Annotated in this window: 2 protein-coding genes and 1 pseudogene; all 3 read left to right on the plus strand. The window is 33.4% G+C overall.

Going from position 1 to position 2,983, the window contains the following annotated elements; translation table 11 throughout:
- Window positions 1–216, plus strand: a pseudogene (locus ACFIO3_RS10845) (ATP-dependent protease); the annotation flags it as partial.
- A 13-nt stretch (window positions 217–229) separates the two neighbouring features.
- Entirely contained in the window at window positions 230–436 is a 207-nt protein-coding gene (locus ACFIO3_RS10850; protein ID WP_273791466.1) for a Trm112 family protein, read from the plus strand.
- A gap of 1,071 nt (window positions 437–1,507) precedes the next feature.
- Window positions 1,508–1,651, plus strand: a complete 144-nt coding sequence (locus tag ACFIO3_RS10855) for a hypothetical protein (protein WP_375607370.1) — start codon at window positions 1,508–1,510, stop codon at window positions 1,649–1,651.
- Window positions 1,652–2,983: the final 1,332 nt, after the last annotated feature.

The following is a 2,983-nucleotide window of genomic DNA, read 5'->3' on the forward strand; positions in this document are numbered from 1 at the left end:
CTAACCATCCATGAAATGGAATATAATTGGAGCAGTATCATAGAAGCCCCTACACCTATATTGGTTAATGCTTTTTCTGCCCTTATCCCCTTTACACCAGCAGAAAAACAAGCTCTCCTTGAAGCTCCAGATATCGAAAGCCGTGCCCAAACTCTTCTTGCATTAACAGAACGCTCGCTCATGAAACAAACAGGAACAGATTACCGCTTAAACTAATGAATATCCAAACATGAAAAAAATGACTACAGATCCCAAAATGCTCGAATTGCTCGTCTGCCCAATGACGAAAGGCACGCTCTCTTTCAACCGAAAAACACAAGAGCTCATTTCTCTCAAAGCCAAACTTGCCTACCCTATTCGTGATGGCGTTCCCATTATGCTTGCCTCAGAAGCGCGCCCTTTGCAAAACAATGAAGAAATAACGCATAAAAAATAAAAAATCCTCATGCAATTTCCCTCTACAAGCCCACTGTTATCAAGCCTCTATCAATATGATATCTCAAGTATTGACGAATTCTGAAAAAAAGTGTTTTATAATAAAGATATTTATATCGCTTTACACCTTGTAACAAAAGCCAAAAATATCACCAGATTCTCTCATTCCAGCCTGTTCATACTAAAGCAATCAAAACCATTCGCTTGCACAACACAAGCATCTGAATAAAAATAATTAAAAAGGGAATAAAAATGGCTCTTATGAACCTTTTAAATACAAAGGCCATAATAACATTTTGAATCAACCCAAGTGAATGAAGTTTATTATATTAAACATAAAGATTGTTATATTTCATGGACTTTAATTTATACTATTTACGAGCAACATGTTTGAGATACCTCAATTTAAGATGAATAAAAACGATAAGCTGTATCATCTTCTGTATACCATATAGAAGACAAGAATATTTATCTGTTTGCATAATCTTTGAAACGAAGACGCAACCTAATTTGGGAGAGAAAACATAAAATCGTAAAGGAGAAAATCTCCCCATTACCTTGCCATCACCCTTTAATTCCGCTTTACAATTTTTAAAAGTATCTAAAGTATCTCAAGCAATATTTTTATGTATAATACACGCATTAATTACGTGAAAACTTGAAAAAATAAACAAGAAACACTGTTGTAATTTCAATTGACGATTGAAAGTAATTGCCTTATGAAGGAGGCTTGTGTTTTTGGTTGTATACGCAACAATCAAATAGGGTCTGGAAGCCCGAAAAACTCAAACTAGAAATAAAACCGCTTTTGCGGATATCCCGGAATTTCCGGGGGCTCTTGTTATGTCCAAGTGCTTTCAGCACTAAAAGCAAGAGGCTGTTTTGAGTCAGCACTTCCAGACCCCGGAATACTAATGCGAGGGCGCTCGCAACCGGTGGGGACATCAAGTGAAAGCTAAAAATCTACATTTTTACGATATTTCTTTAGGCAAAAAAATTCGCTTCAGAAGAAACGTCATGGGGGTTTTCTCAAAAACAATTAGGAAGTCATTTAGGCGTAACATTTCAACAAATCCAAAAATATGAAAAAGGCTTAAATCGCGTAAGTGCAAGACGTTTACAGGAAATTGCTCATATATTAGATGTTCCCGTTTCCTTCTTTTATGCTGATAGCGCAAAAAAGAAGAGAACCTCTATCATTGTGATGACAGAATAGCAAGCAAAGCAGAATATTTACTTTTGAAAAATTTCAGAATACTGACCCGCAAAAAACAAAGAGCAATTTTGCAGTTGATTTCTGATGAAAAAAATAACCCCTTATTTTCATAAATTCACCGCAAGGATAATCAAAGTCCTTAATAATCTTGACAAGAATTTTGCCTGTCTCCCCATACCTCATGAGAATGAAAATGCTTAATCTAATCTGGTATGTAAATAATCGGAATTCTAACGAGTTTAACTTAGAAATAGCACTTTGATTTATAATCATATATCTAACGTTATTGATATTGAATAAGTGTTCCGAATATCGTAAAATTCTTTCATTTCAAACGTGTTCTATATTGAATCAATCAAAATCTCTTGTTTGCACATTACAAGCAAAGTTGGCGTGTAAGTAAAAATGTACAAAAAGGCATACCTCTTATTGAATCGTCTCACAGACCAAGAGCTGTAACGATATTGGGTGCTGGAAAAATGGATGATGGTGCTAACTTTCTCTTTTATTAAACGTAAATATGGGAGTGTTCAACGGCTGGCTTTCCACTCATATAAGTCACTTAAAAAAGGCTTGCCAAACAAGCCTAAGAATATTCCCACACACTAAAAAACACTTAAATATATCGAGAAAGCTTAAAGATCTTATACCATCATACTCCAAATAATGATATTTTATATCATAATATTATTAAAGTAAAAATAAGAAATATAAAGTAAAAAATAGATACGAAAAATATATGTATAACTTTCATAAGAATTTATATATACGAATACTTAAGTTTATTCTGTTGTGCTATGAATTCTATCATTTAAGGTATGAGGATATGAAGCACGCATACCTCCTTGAAACATTCAAATGTTTTTTAGATACCCAATATCTTTTGAAATATTTTTAGGCCTGCTTGTTGAGCCTTTAGTTTAAGTGAAAAATGGGAAGCCGCTAGAATCTAGCTGTTTACAGACTGTAATAGGAAGTTTCGCTTTTAAAGGCATAGGGAGAAAATCAAATAATTCAACAATTAACAAATAAAGTATTAAAAGATTCAACCAACGCGATACGTAATACCATCTTTAAAAAATTCAAAAGTATGAAGGTAAACATTGACAGAAGATAAGGAATTCACTTAATTAAAGTGCTCTCTAAAGAGGTAATAGTTTAGCGTAAAATATTCAATTTTTTCAATTCTGAAAGATTAAAAGAGACGTATCATTTGAAATAAAACAATTTATTGTGCTAACGATGATGATTGGTGTGCACAAAATTGAGTTGTTGAAAATCAAAAATATAATTTAACGATGTTCCTTGACCAACTCACTCTCTCCTGAGTAT

This window comes from Bartonella sp. AD328YNZD (assembly GCF_042196425.1).